This window comes from Sphingomonas kyungheensis (assembly GCF_037120395.1).
GTDB classification, from domain to species: domain Bacteria; phylum Pseudomonadota; class Alphaproteobacteria; order Sphingomonadales; family Sphingomonadaceae; genus Sphingomonas; species Sphingomonas kyungheensis.
In genome coordinates this window covers 1-14,227 of sequence record NZ_JBBBDM010000020.1, presented here as the reverse complement: position 1 = coordinate 14,227, position 14,227 = coordinate 1, and the positions used below count along the sequence as shown (strand labels likewise).

General features: G+C 62.6%; 13 protein-coding genes. 11 read left to right on the top strand and 2 right to left on the bottom strand.

Annotated elements, in window-relative coordinates:
- Positions 1-64: 64 nt before the first annotated feature.
- Both V8201_RS18425 and V8201_RS18420 read left to right on the top strand, forming a co-directional pair.
- Entirely contained in the window at positions 65-661 is a 597-nt protein-coding gene (locus V8201_RS18425; RefSeq protein ID WP_271299861.1) for a response regulator transcription factor, read from the top strand.
- Between the two features lie 30 nt (positions 662-691).
- Entirely contained in the window at positions 692-1,051 is a 360-nt protein-coding gene (locus V8201_RS18420; protein ID WP_271299860.1) for a hypothetical protein, read from the top strand.
- Between the two features lie 205 nt (positions 1,052-1,256).
- Here V8201_RS18420 and V8201_RS19100 read toward each other — a convergent pair whose 3' ends face one another.
- Positions 1,257-1,691 carry a COG3650 family protein gene (locus tag V8201_RS19100; protein WP_505572744.1) on the bottom strand — a complete coding sequence of 145 codons (435 nt, stop codon included), beginning with the start codon at positions 1,689-1,691 and terminating at the stop codon, positions 1,257-1,259.
- Positions 1,692-2,164: 473 nt separating this feature from the next.
- Between V8201_RS19100 and V8201_RS18415 the strand changes: the two genes are divergently transcribed.
- From V8201_RS18415 to V8201_RS18375, 9 genes are all read left to right on the top strand, one after another.
- Positions 2,165-5,296 carry a hybrid sensor histidine kinase/response regulator gene (locus V8201_RS18415; protein WP_373276503.1) on the top strand — a complete coding sequence of 1,044 codons (3,132 nt, stop codon included), beginning with the start codon at positions 2,165-2,167 and terminating at the stop codon, positions 5,294-5,296.
- Positions 5,297-5,822: 526 nt separating this feature from the next.
- On the top strand, positions 5,823-6,602 hold the full coding sequence (locus tag V8201_RS18410) for a hypothetical protein (protein WP_336546207.1): 780 nt from the start codon (positions 5,823-5,825) through the stop codon (positions 6,600-6,602).
- A gap of 142 nt (positions 6,603-6,744) precedes the next feature.
- Positions 6,745-7,362 (top strand): EamA family transporter, encoded by a 618-nt coding sequence (locus tag V8201_RS18405; RefSeq protein ID WP_336546206.1) that lies wholly within the window; start codon positions 6,745-6,747, stop codon positions 7,360-7,362.
- A 6-nt stretch (positions 7,363-7,368) separates the two neighbouring features.
- Positions 7,369-7,641: an EamA family transporter gene (locus tag V8201_RS18400; RefSeq protein WP_336546224.1), complete on the top strand. Its 273-nt coding sequence runs from the start codon at positions 7,369-7,371 to the stop codon at positions 7,639-7,641.
- A gap of 440 nt (positions 7,642-8,081) precedes the next feature.
- Positions 8,082-9,314: a glycosyltransferase family 2 protein gene (locus V8201_RS18395; RefSeq protein WP_336546205.1), complete on the top strand. Its 1,233-nt coding sequence runs from the start codon at positions 8,082-8,084 to the stop codon at positions 9,312-9,314.
- Positions 9,315-9,373: 59 nt separating this feature from the next.
- A complete protein-coding gene (locus tag V8201_RS18390) occupies positions 9,374-10,018 on the top strand; it encodes a class I SAM-dependent methyltransferase (RefSeq protein ID WP_271299855.1) in 645 nt (214 codons plus the stop codon).
- A complete protein-coding gene (locus tag V8201_RS18385; protein ID WP_271299854.1) occupies positions 10,015-10,413 on the top strand; it encodes a GtrA family protein in 399 nt (132 codons plus the stop codon). The genes V8201_RS18390 and V8201_RS18385 overlap by 4 nt, the downstream gene beginning before the upstream one ends.
- Positions 10,410-11,102, top strand: a complete 693-nt coding sequence (locus tag V8201_RS18380) for a class I SAM-dependent methyltransferase (RefSeq protein ID WP_336546203.1) — start codon at positions 10,410-10,412, stop codon at positions 11,100-11,102. Before V8201_RS18385 ends, V8201_RS18380 begins: the two co-directional genes overlap by 4 nt.
- A gap of 5 nt (positions 11,103-11,107) precedes the next feature.
- On the top strand, positions 11,108-12,229 hold the full coding sequence (locus V8201_RS18375; RefSeq protein ID WP_271299852.1) for a glycosyltransferase family 4 protein: 1,122 nt from the start codon (positions 11,108-11,110) through the stop codon (positions 12,227-12,229).
- Here the strand turns inward: V8201_RS18375 and V8201_RS18370 are convergent.
- Positions 12,169-13,962 carry a hypothetical protein gene (locus V8201_RS18370; protein WP_336546202.1) on the bottom strand — a complete coding sequence of 598 codons (1,794 nt, stop codon included), beginning with the start codon at positions 13,960-13,962 and terminating at the stop codon, positions 12,169-12,171. The two genes, V8201_RS18375 and V8201_RS18370, sit on opposite strands and share 61 nt — an antisense overlap.
- Between the last annotated feature and the right edge of the window lie 265 nt (positions 13,963-14,227).

The following is a 14,227-nucleotide window of genomic DNA, read 5'->3' as shown; positions in this document are numbered from 1 at the left end:
GCATCACCCAGAGCGATGGCGCCATACGCGCGACCCTCTCGCTCCCGCTCGCAGGAGTCCCCGCATGACACATTCCGCGAACCAATCAGATCGCGCGACCGTCTATGTCGTCGATGATGACCGTGATCTGGGCGCAGCCGTCGCGCGGTTGCTGGGACGCCATGGTTATGCAGCCGAACCGTTCCTCGATCCCGTCATGCTGTTGTCGTTTTATGCAGATGCGCAGGCGCACTGCATCGTCACCGACATCATGATGGGTGATCTCGACGGGTTCGGCTTTGCGGACCGGGTGCGGGCCATCGATCCTGCCGTCGCGATCGTCTTCATGACGGCTTGGCCGACGACTGCGAATGCCGTCGACTCAGTCCGTCGCTACGGCGGCCTCGACTATCTCGAGAAGCCGCTGGACGAGACACGCCTCCTTGATGCGGTCGCCGAGGGGGTCGCCTGGTCCCGGCAACAGCGCAGTGCGCGCGCCCGTACCGCGACCCTGTCTGCGCGAGAGCGTCAGGTCTTTGAATTGCTCGTCCAAGGGCATAGCAACAAGGCGGTCGCCGATATGCTCGAGCTCAGTCCCAAAACGATCGAGGACCATCGGGCCTCGATCGTCGCAAAGACGGGCGCCAATGGCCTTGCCCAGTTGATCGCACTCGCGCGATGACCATTCGTTTGCTGGAGTTCCAGGCTGACCATGACCATAGACAACCGGCAATTGGAGCAGGCCATTCTCGACTTGCTTGCGACGCGACCCGAAATCTATCCTGCTCAGATGGTCGGCGAACTGAAACCGCGGCATGCCGGCATTTCTTTAGCCCGTATGCATGATGTTCTTGAGTGCCTATTCGCCGAACATCGCGTCGCACGCTTGTGGCATCGTTATCTTCTGCCAAGCGACGTCAGGAAGGTACGCACAAAGTGGCTGGACAGACTGCAGCCGTATGCAGACCAGCTTGGCGCGACCGGCACTTATTTCGCCATGTTTCAGACCGCGCGCGATATCGTGACGCATTGGGATGGTTGGTCGGTGGAAGCTCGCGATCTTACGGCATGACCCATTTGCGGTCATTCGTGACCTTTTCCCTTTCTCCAATTTCGGCCATTCATTCATATCCGAAATTCGACCGCGCCTGACACCTGACCCTTTCAGCTCACCGACTTAATATGGGGGGAAGCGAAACGTCTGCTTACCGAAACGCCGAGGGCGATAGCCGACACGCCGTGGCACCAACCCTAACAAGCCGATGGCGCTACCAGAATTAGGGCAAGGGCGGGTCGTTCGGGATCAACACCTTCCCAGTGGTTATCTTCAGTGGGAGGGCTGGTGAAACCGTAGGGTTCGTCGGATAGCTCCGACCATCAAACCGCAATCTCGCTTCGTGACCTTTGATGATCCCGCCACCCGCGACGGTGACACTTAGATCGCGCCATCCGTGCGTGATGGTCGGCAGTCCCCGAATCGGCGCACGTGATAGGGATATATCCGAGACTTGCCGATAGCCGGCTGGCGTCAGGGATAGAACATAAAGATCGCAACCACCGCTCCCGCAGAGGTCGGATTGTTGACCCCCGGCGGAGGTGGACATTGCGTAAGCCAGTGCTTCGGCACGGTTATCGCCATTCAGATCAACCAACGCGACGCTGTACCGAGTGAGGTGATGATCCTTCACAAAGGTTGCTACCCCCGGCGCCATCGGGGTGTTCACAGATACCGCGCTCAGTAAAACCAATATCATCGGTAACATAACCGCCACGGTCTCCGGCAAATGCGGCTTGGTTCATAGCACGGGATCGTCGGCCTGAACCAATGGCCGCTTTCGATTTAGTCAGATTGCCAGCCTAGTCGTCCAAGCTTGGGCTAAAGCTGCCGCCCTCCGCTTCGCCGCGACGACCCAAAACCGGCCGCTCGGAGCGCCCTGCCCGCTTCCCAGATTCTGCCATTCATTCATGAGCGCTGAGCGTGGTGAGGAGCACCAGAAGCCAAGAAACTTCGCTGGGAAGTCACAGCGTGGGCAGGCGCATTACAGGGGCGATGGATGAGCGCGCCAATTAGACAAAGCGCACGCTGCGCGGACCGATGTGGTTGCGCGTACAGCCTAGCTGTACTCTTAGATGTCGAGGTGTGCCATCTGTTGACACAAGCGCGGTGTGTGCGCAAAGCCGGATGATGACGACGCGCCTTTCCTGCAATGTATCGCTGACCCCCGAGCTGAAGAGCTTCATCTCAAGCAGCTTGGCAACGGGTGATTATGCCAATGTCAGCGAGGTCGTTCGAGCGGGGTTGTGTTCGCTGCGAGACGGTCCGCGCCGCGCCTCTCAGACGGTGGTGGATGGCTGGCCAGTGGGCGGTGGTGAGTGCGGCACCCTGATCCGTAACCGCGATTGGAGTCGCACGGGGCTAGGAATGCCGGAAGCATGGTCGCACGAGATGCGGGCCACGATCTCAAATCTCGTCAACTCGCCGGTCGCCAAGGTGCTGATGTGGGGACCAGACCACATCATGTTCTACAATGATGCCTATCGAGATATAGCTGGCGAACGTCACCCTCTGGCGCTCGGCACACCGGTGGCGGACGCCTTTCCCGAAGTATGGGACTGGAACCGTCCGATACTGGCAGCGGTGCGTCAGGGTGAGACGCAATCCTACCTTGATCAGCCGATCGTCTTTCAGCGCGCCAATGGCCCGCAGACGCTGGGCCTCAGCCTGTTTTACACGCCGGTTTACGATGCGGATGGGACGCCTGGTGGCGTGCTGTGCACCATCATCGACAACAGCGGCCGAATTGCCACCGAGCAAAAACTTGCCGCGAGCGAAGCTGAGCTGCGCCGCATCGCAGATGCCGTGCCGATGCTGGTGTCCTACGTTGATCGCGAGCACGTCTACCGCTTCGCCAACGCCGATTATGAAAGCTGGTTCGGCATCTCGCCCGGTGAAGTCGTCGGCAAATCCGTGCGGGAAGTGATCGGTGACGAGGCGTACCGCACCCGCATAAAAGACCTAGACCTCGCGTTGACGGGCAGCCCGCTCGTCGCGGAGACGGTATTTCATCATCGGACCCTTGGCCCACGGCAGACCGAGATCCGATATGTACCCCATGTCGGGGACAGCGGCGAGACGCTCGGCGTCTATATCCTCGGCATCGATATTGGCGATCGCGCCGAGCGCGAAGCAGAGATCAAGGCGAGCAACAGCCGTTTCCGCACTGCCATGGAGGCCGTGCACGGCGTGCTTTGGACCAATAGCGCCGATGGCCGGATGGTGGGCGAACAGCCAGGCTGGAGTGCGCTCACCGGGCAGAGCCAAGACCAATATCAGGGATTTGGATGGGCATCGGCCGTTCATCCGGATGACGCAGCGGCAACCGTCATCGCGTGGAATCAGGCCGTCTCTGCCCGCAGCATGTTCGTGCATGAACATCGCGTGTGCCGTTACGACGGGGAATGGCGGACCTTTGCTATTCGGGCCCTGCCCATCCTCGACGATGCCGGCGAGATTTCCGAGTGGGTCGGCGTCCATACCGATATCTCACATCAACGCGCGGCGGAGGCGAGCTTGCGCGAGCATGCCGAAAGCCTCTCACGGCAGGTCCGGCATCGCGAACGGGCAGAGGATCAGCTCAGACATCTCAATGAAAATCTAGAAAGCCGTGTCATCCAGGAAATCGCTGATCGGCGAGAAGCTGAGGCTAAACTTGCTCAATCCCAGAAGATGGAGACGGTTGGCAAGCTGACAGGCGGCGTCGCGCACGACTTCAACAATCTGCTCCAGGTGGTCGGCGGCAATCTTCAGCTGCTCAGCCGAGACGTTGCCGGTAACGAGCGCGCCGAGAAACGCGTCAACAACGCGATGGCCGGCGTGTCACGTGGTGCAAAGCTGGCGGCGCAGCTCCTGGCCTTCGGGCGCCGCCAGGCGCTCGAGCCCAAAGTCGTTAACGTCACGCGCTTCGTGCAGGGAATGGACGACATGCTGCGCCGTGCGATCGGTGAGGCAATCGAGGTGGAAACCGTCTTCTCCGGCGGGCTTTGGAACACCTTCATCGATCCCGCTCAGATCGAAAACGCACTACTCAACCTCGCGATCAACGCACGCGATGCGATGGAAGGTCGCGGCAAGCTGACCATCGAGCTGGCCAATGCGCATCTCGACGACGCCTATGCGCGCTCCCATGACGAGGTGACGCCGGGCCAGTACGTCATGCTGGCGGTGAGCGATACCGGGTCGGGCATGTCGCCCGAGATCATCGCCAAGGTGTTCGAACCATTCTTCTCGACAAAGGCCGAGGGCAAGGGATCAGGTCTTGGCCTGTCGATGGTCTATGGCTTTGTCAAACAATCCGGCGGTCACGTAAAGATCTACTCGGAACCCGGCGAGGGCACGACCATCCGGCTCTACCTGCCGCGCGCGACCGAGGCCGAGGACCTTGAGGTCGTCAGCGATGCAGGACCGGTCACTGGCGGCACGGAAACAGTGCTCGTTGTGGAGGATGACGAGGAGGTTCGTGCCACTGTCGTCGAGATGCTGACCGATCTTGGCTACAGCGTCCTCAAGGCGCCCGAAGCGACCAGCGCATTGGCGGTGATCGAAAGCGGTGTCGCAATTGACATGCTGTTCACTGACGTGGTCATGCCGGGAGCATTGAAGAGCCCGGAACTCGCTCGCAAGGCCCGTGAGCGGCTACCCGACCTCGCTGTGCTATTCACCAGCGGCTATACCGAAAACTCGATCGTGCACGGCGGCAAGCTCGACAAAGGGGTCGAGCTGCTTTCCAAGCCATACACGCGCGATGCGTTGGCTCGAAAGTTTCGGCACGTGCTGGCCAATCAGCGCCAGCGGAAGCAAACATTTGCCACGACAGCTGCAAACGCCGAGCTTGTCACCACCTGCTCCGCGCCGATCGCATCTTCGGCGACCATCCGTCAGACCGCCCTATTGGTCGAAGATGACGATCTGATCCGCGGCAACACTGGCGAGATGCTGAAGGAGGCCGGCTTCGTCGTGGTCGAGGCCGCCAGCGCCGAAGAAGCATTGATGGCGCTGCAGACGGCCCCTGTCGACGTTCTGGTCACCGACCTCAACCTGCCAGGAGCTTCCGGACGCGAGCTCGCCGAAAAAGCACGCGCGTTGCGGCCGGATGCCATCGTCATATTCGCGACCGGCGATCCCGGAGCCGTGGCGAACGAGATCGACTGTGTAGTTCTGCCGAAGCCATACAACGCCACAGCGTTGGCGTCAGCCATACGCTTTGGCCGCAGCAATGAGCCCGTTCCCACCACGTCGACCGACAAAGTGGCAGGATAAGTTAAGGTCTAGCCGCAGGGGTGTATCCATTCACACCCGATCGCAAACGAACGAGAGAGTGCTGCAAACGCAATGTCTGATGAGCAGCTTGCTTCGGTCACGAGCGTCCTACGTCGAGCGCCCGAATGGATCAGGCACGATCTGCTCGCTAAAGATCCTGCCGGGCGCCAGCAGGCTGAGGAAGCTTTAGCCGCGATAATCGCAGCGGCCCTTTCTCATACCGCAAAGGTCAAAGATCGAGCAGCTTAGCTCCGATGACAAGGCGACCAAGAGGACCCATTTGCGGACGTTCGCGGACTGTTTGCGGCTCCCCGATTTCGGTTGTTTGTTCATCTCGGCCATTGCCGACCTAAGTGGCAAAATCCCCTTCACGATGCAGGAAGCCTGCTCTGCCGGGATTGAATATTCGAATCTCCATCGTCCTGATGCGAAGTCACCCTGTTCCGTGCGCAGGGCACGATGTCGGCCGCGAGATGTTTAGGTCGTTGGGTGCGGTGGCTAAAACAGCTTTGCGAGGAACTCGACGATGGCAAAAACGGCGACTCTGGGGCTAATCGGACTGGCGCTGACTGGCTTGGCAGCCTGCGATCAAACGCCCACGGGTTCGACTGCGCGGACCGCGTCGAACAGTTCGGCCGACGGAGCGGCGATGCGCGCCAACGGGCCCGGCCGACTGCGCGGCACGCTCGCCACCATCGATTCGGATACAATGACGGTCACCACCTACGACGGCGCGTCGATGCCGGTGATGCTTAACGGCCAGACGAAATACGCTTGGGTTGTCAAATCCAGCCTCGCCACGCTCAAGAACGGCGACTTCATCGGCACCGCGACGACCGGCCCGGACGGCGACCTGAAAGCGGTCGAAATCGTGATCTTTCCCGAGGCCATGCGCGGAGCCGGTGAGGGCCATTACGGCTGGGATACACCCGGAGTGAAGCAGGCAGCCGGGCAAGCGAGCGGGGCCGCCAGCGGGATGACCAATGGCCCCGTTACGCAGAGCACGATGACGAACGGCACGGTCGAGCAGAGCGCCATGACCAACGGAACCGTGCAGCAGAGCGGGATGACCAATGGCACTGTCACTGCGGCCGAGAATGGCTCGGCAACGACGAAACTGACCGTCGGCTACAAGGGCGGAACCGCGCAGGTGAGCGTCCCGGAAGGAACGCCGGTCGTACGTTTCGTACCGACCGAGAAGACATCGCTCGCGAAAGGCCAGAAGCTGTTCATCAAGCTGGCCGACGATCAGAAGAACGCGCAGTTCGTCGCGATCGGCAAGGATGGCCTGACGCCGCCGATGTAGCTGGGCCGTTCAAGGTGATGACGGTGGCTAGCTTGACCCAGTTGCGGCCGTCCGCTGCTCATTCCCGGCTCGTCAATAGCGGACGTTGGTTCATCGGGCACCGCCTATCGCCAAAAGGCGCGAAATACGGCAACGGCACGGCATGAACCGTCTTGCCTTTCTTGCCCTCGCTCTGGCGGGACTTGCCTGGGGGCTTGGCTTTCCGCTTGGTAAGTTGGCCCTGCGCGAACTCGACCCGGCGCATATGGTGCTGCTCCGCTTCATCGTTGCCAGCATCGTCGCTTGTCCATTCGCCTTTGCCACGAAGGAGGCCCGAGCGCTGTTCCGTTCGCCACCGGTGCTGCTGGCGGGCGCGTTTTATGGATTGGCCTTTGTGATCCAGTTCGAGGGGCTGGCCGGGGTTACCGTCACTCTTGCTGCCCTGCTGGTCGGAGCGATGCCTGCGCTGATCGCGATCTCAGCGTATCTGATCGGCGAACGTGTCACACGCGCCTCCTGGATCGGCGTCGTCGCAGCGACGGGTGGCGCGGCTCTGATCGCTGGCAAGCCTGGCGGGGCCGGCACAGCGATCGGCATCGCGCTCTCGTTGGCATCGCTGCTGATCTTCCTAGCTTGGCTGCTGGCGCTAAAACGCGTGCCAGCGACGCGATCGGTGATGGCTGTGCCCTCCGTCACATTGGTTGTGGCCACGCTCACCGTGCTGCCGATCGCCCTGCTGCTACATGGTGCGCCCCCACTCACGCTGAGCGCGGTCGCCTAGAGCGGGATCATCGGGCAGGGTCTTCTCTCCACCTTCCTCGCCACGGCCGCGTGGCAGTATGGTGCGGCCCGCGTCGATAGCGCCAGTGCAGGCGTTTTCATAAACATCGAGCCGTTGATCGGTGCCACGCTCGGCATCGGCCTGTTCGGTGATCCGGTGGGATGGCCAGTCCTGCTGGGCGGAATGCTGATTGTGCTCGGCAGCATTGTCGTCGTTCGGGGCGAACGCCCCAACGCCAGTCATGCAGCAGACGCTACGCATGGCCTGTCAATGGACTAGACCCTGTGACCCACAAGTGGACAATCTGCGTGCTTTGCTGGCCTCCCACATCCCGCCACTTGTTCAGCTGCAGGATAGCGCTCCATCTGCGGCTATGCTCAGCGGGCGAACGTCTGCTCCCGGGCTAGAGCGAAACGTCCGCTGCTTGTGAGCGCAGACTTCACCACAGCTTTACAAGCACCAGACCACCGCGAGGGAGTGATGATAGCCAGCATCATTGGGGAAACGGGCGATACTCTACCTCTGAGCATGAGAGGCGGATAGGTTTCTTGTCTGTTTGACGCCCTCGGAAACTCGTAGCAGCGGCGGCACTCGCTGCGATCTGATATATCGACAAGAGGCCGTATAACACCTTTGCAAGCGGTCATCGTCAAAGGCTAGGCTACCGTCCGTTAACCATTACCTATTACTTCCCTCAGCATTGGACGGGGGAGCTTTTAATGCGCGACATCGGCAGTGAAATGCTCATCGCCATGCGTCAGCGCGCACAGGCGATCGATGTGTCGATCGTCATGCCTTGCCTCGACGAGGTCGAGAGCCTGCCGCATTGTATCGCCAATGCGCACGACGCACTCGCCCGAATTAAGGCGCAGTACGGCTTCGGGGGCGAGGTCGTCATCGCCGACAACGGCTCGACCGATGGTAGCCAGGCACTCGCCGAGGCGCTCGGCGCCCGCGTCGTCCCCGTCGTCCCACGCGGCTATGGCGCCGCCATCATCGGCGGATGCGAAGGTGCGTTTGGTCGATATCTGTTGATCGGCGATGCCGATGGCAGCTATGATTTCACAGACGGCGTGCCGATGATCGGGCGGGTCGCCGAAGGTGCCGACCTATGCATGGGATCGCGCTTCAAGGGCGGCGTCGCCCGCGGCGCTATGCCGTGGAAGAATCGTTACATCGGCAATCCCGCGCTTACCGGTATCCTGAACCTCTTCTTCAACGCCAAGATCGACGATGCCCATTGCGGCCTGCGCGCAATCCGCCGGGACGCGTTACTGACTCTTGGCTTGTCGAGCTCCGGCATGGAATTCGCCAGCGAGATGGTGATCAAAGCAAGCTTGCGACGCCTCCGCATTGCCGAGGTGCCCGCAACTTTGTCGATTGACCTACGGAACCGCGGGCCGCACCTGCGGCCCTGGCGCGACGGCTGGCGACACCTGCGCTATCTGCTCATCATGAGCCCGACCTGGGCCTTTGGCATCCCCTCGGCCGTCTCAATGACGGCTGGCACAATCATCCTCGCTGTCGCGCTGTTGCACCAGCTGGCGATCCTGCCCGGTACGGGGCCGTTCGGATCGAGCTGGCTGATCGTTGCCGGCTTCCTCGTAACCTGCGGTCACGGCGCCGGCGTCATGGCCGCCGCGATGCACCTGCATAGCGTGCGCGAAGGTCATCGTCTGCTCACCCGCCGGGTCATCCGCATTTTTCGTGTCGCGCGCATGGAGATCCTGTTGCTGATCGGCGTCGTGCTGATTGCGTCATCGCTTCTGCTCGGCGGCATTGCCGCATGGCGATGGACCGCCAGCGATTTCGCCGCGCCCGGTAGCGTGCTGCCAATCGTCGGCGCTGCGGCGTTGGGCGCGATCGGACTGCAGACGATGTTCGGTGCAATCATGCTGGCCATAGTCGGCGGTTCGTCGGGTGATATCCTCCCCCGTATCCGTCACGCCTGATGCACGCGGAGAGTGGCACCCGGCGGCTGACCCCGAGACCCTGGCACACCGACTGGCTGATGCTGCGCAAGCTCGGTGCCGTCATCGGCCGCGAACTGGCGTCGGTCAGGCGCGGTGCCGCGTCGCGTAATCTCCTCGATTTTGGCTGCGGATCGATGCCCTACAGGTCGATCGTAGAAGCTCAAGGCTTCAGCTACGCCGGCGCCGATTTCGAATCCCCAACGCTTTCGATCAGTCCGTCGGGCGCGCTACCGATCGCCGATGCAGGCTATGACGCAGTGCTTTCAGTGCAGGTGCTAGAACACGTCCGCGACCTCGACCGCTACCTGGCCGAGGCGGCGCGGGTGCTGAAGGACGACGGCACGCTGCTGCTGTCGACGCATGGCGCTTGGCTATACCACCCCCACCCCGAAGATCATCGCCGCTGGACGCGTACCGGACTGATCCTCGACATCGAGGCGCGCGGCTTCGTCGTGCAGACGGTAGAGGCGTTGGTCGGGCCACTCGCCACAACGACACTCATTCGGCTGACCGGCTTCGCCTTCGTGCTGCGCCGGTTGCCACTGATTGGTTCGCCGATCGCCGCACTGCTTACCATGGTGATGAACCTGCGCGGCTGGTTGGAAGATCGAATCACCCCGGCCGCGCTAATCCGAGACAATGCCTGCATCTACGTCGTGCGCTGCGTGAAGGCCTCGGTATGAAGCCGATCGTCCTTATACCGCGCTACTTGGTGGTAGGCGGCAGTTGCGCACTCATCAACACCACCGTGCTGGTCGGCGCCGGGGCATTAGGCCTGCCGCTGGGGCTCAGCATCGCTGTGTCGTTCATCATCGTCTGCCTCGCAGGCTATGCGCTCCATGCCGCGGTGACCTTTGATGCGCCCCGACACTGGCGTGGCTTTCTGCGCTATACTCTGGCAATGGCGGCGAACCTGCCGATGTCGACGCTACTGCTCTGGCTGTTCGCACGCGTTCTGCACTGGCCGATGGCGCTGGCCGCGCCCGCTGTCACCGCGACGATGCTCGCCGTCAACTTCCTCTCCAGCCGCTGGGCGATCACCCATCCGACGCGCCGCACCGTAGGAATGTCGTCATGATTCAGCAGACTTTCGGCCGAGCCAGCGCAGCCTCACGCACGGGCGCACTGATCACCCCTGAAGCGGTGGCAAAGACGCTTGGCCGGCATTTCGGCCTCTATCGCTACCGCAGCCCGCACTACCAGACTGTCATGCTACGGAGCCTGCGCGATTTGTGGCGCGGTCCGCACGACCGCCTGCTCGATGTCGGTGGCGGCACCGGCGTTATCGCACAGTGCATCGCAGATTTGTTCCCGGTCGACGCCGTCACCAGTGTCGATGTCGAGAACCGCTTCTGCGACGGACTGACGATCGCATCCCACGTCTATGACGGCGAGCGTCTGCCCTTCACCGACGGATCGCACGATGCAGCAACGATCAACAACGTGGTCCATCACGTCCCCGTCGCGGTCCGTGCCCCCCTGTTTCACGACATCGCCCGCGTCGTCGACGGGCCGCTCTATATCAAGGATCATGCCACGCGCGGCTGGGTGGACGATGCACGGCTGACCGCGCTCGACATGATCGGCAATATCGCCTTCGCCGGCATGGTCCGCGCCAATTACCTGAGCATGGCCGACTGGGAGGCATTGGCCGCTGCGAGCGGCTATCGCATCGCCGCAGTGCGCACCGACACCTATCGTCACGGCCTGCTGGCACGGGTTTTTCCCAATCGCCTTGAGATCGCCATGCGCTGGGAGCGGCGCTAAGTCTCGTGCGCCTTCTGACCGCCTCGCATTTCTTCACGCCGCATGGCGGCGGGATCGAGCTAGTCGCCGGTCATCTCAACCGCGAACTCGCAGCATCGGGTCATGACACGCAATGGGCCGCCGCGCAGGAGGGGACGTTGCCCGACCTCGGCGCAACGCAGCCGATTGGCCTCGCCTGCATCGACTGGCTGGAGCGCCTCAGCGGACTGCCGATGCCGATCCCTCTGCCGGGAGCGGTTCGTAAGCTGTGGCGCGCGGTCGCCGCAAGCGAGGCGGTGATTGTTCACGATGCGCTATACGCCTCGTCGATCCTGGCGGTGATTGCCGCGCGTCGGCATCGCAAGCCGGTTTTGCTGATCCAGCATATCGCCGACATTCCCTTTTCCAGCCCGGTGCTACGCGGCATAATGGCGCTCGCCAACCGAGCGGTCACGCGACCAATGCTGCGCGCCGCGGACCAGGTGGTGTTCATCAGCGCGACGGTGCGCGACCGCTTCGCCGACGCCCGCTTCCGCCGCCCTCCGCGGCTGGTGTTCAATGGTGTTGATACCGCCCTGTTCCACCCCGCATCACCCGATGCCCGCATCGCGCTTCGGGTGCGATACGGCTTTGGTGACGAGCAGATCATGCTGTTCGTCGGGCGCTTCGTCGCAAAGAAGGGGCTGCACGTCATCGCCGCCCTCGCGCGGCGCCGGCCCGACCTGCGCTTCGTCCTGGTCGGTCGCGGCCCGATCGATCCCTGCGCCTGGGGCCTGCCAAACGTTACCGTAATCCCGCAACAGCCCTCCTCGACGCTCGCCGGCCTATATCGCGCGGCGGATCTCCTGCTGCTGCCGAGCGTCGGCGAAGGCTTTCCGCTGGTCGTCCAAGAAGCGCTGGCGAGCGGGCTGCGCGTCCTGTGCGGCACCGACACCGCCCACGCCGATCCTAACGCGCGCGTCTGGATCAACCATGCCGATATTGACCTCGCGGATCCCGTCGGCACGGCGGAACGGGTCGCAACCGCCATCGATAGGCTGCCCGCTGGCGCGCCGCCCGCTGAGATGGCGGCGCAGGCGGCGCGATGCTACAGCTGGCCCGGCATGGCGGCCGCGGTCGCCGCGGCGATCGGCGACCTCACTCCCTGATCCACATGACATCCCGCATTGCGCGCGGCCGCATGCAGCAAGCGCTGGTGCGGACTCGGCGCGGCGACGGGCTTGTCATTGTAGTAGACGTTCAGGCTGTCGAGCTGGGGCGCATCGACGAAGGCAATCCAGCGCGTCCCGCACAACGCCGCGATATCGGCAGGCCGCAGGGTCCAGCCCTGCAATCGAATCGGACGGTTGCTGAGGTCGGGGGCGTTTATAACTAAATTGGCGCCGTAGGGCGCCGAGTCGACAATTGCTATATCCGCGGCCATTCGCGCGATCTTTTGGTCTGGCACCGCCTGCGAGGCGACCATCCGATACGTCATCCAGCCATGGACCGGCAGCAGCACCACGCTAGCAACGGTCGTCCATAGCATCGGCCGGCGCAGGTCGAGCCGCAGCGCTTCCACGCGCTGCCACCCGAAACCGGCGAGCAGACAGGCGTTGCCGAGCACCGGGTGCAGATAGCGATAGCCCCAGCCATGTCCCTGCCAAGGTAGCAACACGCCCATCACGAGGATCGGCAGCACGATGCCAATCGCCAGCGGCAATACGAGCGGCGATCGACGCCCCCCTGCCACGCTGAGCAGCATCAACGGCAGCAGCAACAAATGTTGCCACGTGACGAACCGGATCAGGTTGGCCGCCATTGTCCAGAGGGCGCCGCGGTTGATCAACGCAAGGACGTGTAGCAGGCGCGTGACGTAATCGATCCCCTCGGCATCATTTGCGGCCGGTACCGGCCCCGCCTGACCGCTCAGCCACACCGGCCACGCCAGCCAGAAGCCAACGATCACCGTATAGCCGATCCCGTATCCCAATACGCTCCACCATTGCCGCCGCCATATCAGCCCCAGCACGAACGGTAGCGCGAACAAAGGATGGAAGCTCGGCTGATGCGCCCCTGTCGCCAGGAAGCCGACGATCAACGTCCCGGCGAATCCGATCCGGTCGCCGCGCATGAAAAGCAGCAGCCACACGAGGTTGAGCGCCAGGTGCGCCGAGACGGCATAGGCGGTCATGCCGGTGATCACGACCTGCGACGAGCACAGGTAGCAGAGCAACGCGACGACCTGGCTGCCCGGCGAATCCGGCCACAGCTGCCGCCCGATCGCAGCCAGAGCCAGCAGTCCGACGACCACCAACAAGGGCGACGTCGCCAGAGGATCGATGACGGTGGCGACAAGCGCACGCATCATGGCATTGATCGGCAGATAGGCAGAGACCCATGCCGCATGATCGCCCAGCGGCAGCATGAATTGCAGGTTCAGCGCGGGCGCGATCTCGCGCCAGGCGAGCGGGATTGGCGCCACCAGCTGCCCGCTGTGGAACACGGCCGCATCGAACACCGCCATCTGCTCGTCACGGCTGAAATCCATGCCCTGGAAGATTAATTCATGCCCCCACAGGCAAATCGCGAATATTACGACCGCCGCCACCGCCAGGCCTTCTCGCGTCAGGCGAAGCGATGCCGGCGTCCCCATCTCCGATCTGCCCGATCCGAACAGCAGAACCGAGATGCAGAATAGCGGCAGCAGAATCAGATCCTGCGCATAGAGCATCGTCGGCGTCGGCTGCGGGGACCCGATCCGTCCCATGATCTGCGGCATGACCATCGCCACCAATGCCAACACCAGCAGGATGGCAATCGACAGCAACCGCACGCGTCGCGCGCAGTCTGTTGCTTCGTCCTGACCCATGGACGGACCGTTCGTCACCACGTGTGCCATGCCCCCGCTTGTCGCCGCCTGGCCATAGCCTTCGGTAACGGCGGCATATACCGACACCTACGGCTCACCAGGTTAAAGGTTCGCTGACTGCGGCCGTGCGCATGATCATCCGCGCGATTGAGGCATGTAAATACTGCCGGGCGCGCTGTCGGCGCGCTTGGTCGCTCGACCATAAACGTAGGGCGATCCTGACGTGCCCCCCGTTTCTTCATCCACCTGGAACTAGAGACCGGCCCTTGGAGGGACGGACGGAATGAAACGGAAG

Bases quoted from the DNA above. Each gene is read 5' to 3' on its own strand.
- V8201_RS19100 (WP_505572744.1), bottom strand. From the start codon at position 1,691: ATGGCGCCGGGGGTAGCAACCTTTGTGAAGGATCATCACCTCACTCGG.
- V8201_RS18380 (WP_336546203.1), top strand. From the start codon at position 10,410: ATGATTCAGCAGACTTTCGGCCGAGCCAGCGCAGCCTCACGCACGGGC.
- V8201_RS18385 (WP_271299854.1), top strand. From the start codon at position 10,015: ATGAAGCCGATCGTCCTTATACCGCGCTACTTGGTGGTAGGCGGCAGT.
- V8201_RS18390 (WP_271299855.1), top strand. From the start codon at position 9,374: ATGCTGCGCAAGCTCGGTGCCGTCATCGGCCGCGAACTGGCGTCGGTC.
- V8201_RS18395 (WP_336546205.1), top strand. From the start codon at position 8,082: ATGCGCGACATCGGCAGTGAAATGCTCATCGCCATGCGTCAGCGCGCA.
- V8201_RS18405 (WP_336546206.1), top strand. From the start codon at position 6,745: ATGAACCGTCTTGCCTTTCTTGCCCTCGCTCTGGCGGGACTTGCCTGG.
- V8201_RS18410 (WP_336546207.1), top strand. From the start codon at position 5,823: ATGGCAAAAACGGCGACTCTGGGGCTAATCGGACTGGCGCTGACTGGC.
- V8201_RS18370 (WP_336546202.1), bottom strand. From the start codon at position 13,962: ATGGCACACGTGGTGACGAACGGTCCGTCCATGGGTCAGGACGAAGCA.
- V8201_RS18425 (WP_271299861.1), top strand. From the start codon at position 65: ATGACACATTCCGCGAACCAATCAGATCGCGCGACCGTCTATGTCGTC.
- V8201_RS18420 (WP_271299860.1), top strand. From the start codon at position 692: ATGACCATAGACAACCGGCAATTGGAGCAGGCCATTCTCGACTTGCTT.
- V8201_RS18415 (WP_373276503.1), top strand. From the start codon at position 2,165: ATGACGACGCGCCTTTCCTGCAATGTATCGCTGACCCCCGAGCTGAAG.